We start from the raw sequence: 637 nt of genomic DNA on the forward strand, positions 1-637 counted from the left end.
TGTATGTCTCGGAGAGTGAGGGTGCCAATTTCTGGCTGGGCGTGCTGACCGACCTGCAGAACCGGGGAGTGGAAGATATCCTGATTGCCTGCATCGACAACCTGACGGGTTTTTCAGATGCCATTGCCAGTGTTTTTCCGAAGACGGAAGTGCAAACCTGCGTGGTCCACCAGATCCGCAATAGCCTGAAATATGTTGCCAGCAAAGACCAGAAGGAGTTCATAAAGGACCTCAAGCCGGTTTACCGGGCTGACACGCTGGGTCAGGCGGAACTTTATATGGACGATCTGGAGGCAAAGTGGGGTGGTAAATATGAAAAGGTAATCGAATCCTGGCGTCGCAACTGGGACAGGCTGACGGCCTATTTCCGGTATGACGCCCCCATTCGCAGATTGATCTACACGACCAATACCATCGAGGGTTTTCACCGTCAGGTGCGCAAGGTAACCAAGACAAAAGGTGCGTTCACCTCGGATATGGCCCTGTTGAAGCTGGTTTACCTGGCCCACCGGAACATCAGAAAGAAATGGACGATGCCGTTGGCAAATTGGGCGGAAACATCGCAGAAATTGGCCATTTGGTTTCCCGGGAGAATGGTGTTAGATTTGCCTTGAGCAGCAGGGGTTGAGCATCGGCC

General features: G+C 52.7%; 1 protein-coding gene. It reads left to right on the forward strand.

From position 1 onward, the window contains the following. On the forward strand, positions 1-614 hold a 614-nt coding region (locus tag ACFOET_RS17725; RefSeq protein WP_379025159.1), incomplete at its 5' end, for an IS256 family transposase. Between the last annotated feature and the right edge of the window lie 23 nt (positions 615-637).

Source organism: Parapedobacter deserti, from assembly GCF_042646065.1.
Taxonomy (GTDB): Bacteria; Bacteroidota; Bacteroidia; order Sphingobacteriales; family Sphingobacteriaceae; genus Parapedobacter; species Parapedobacter deserti.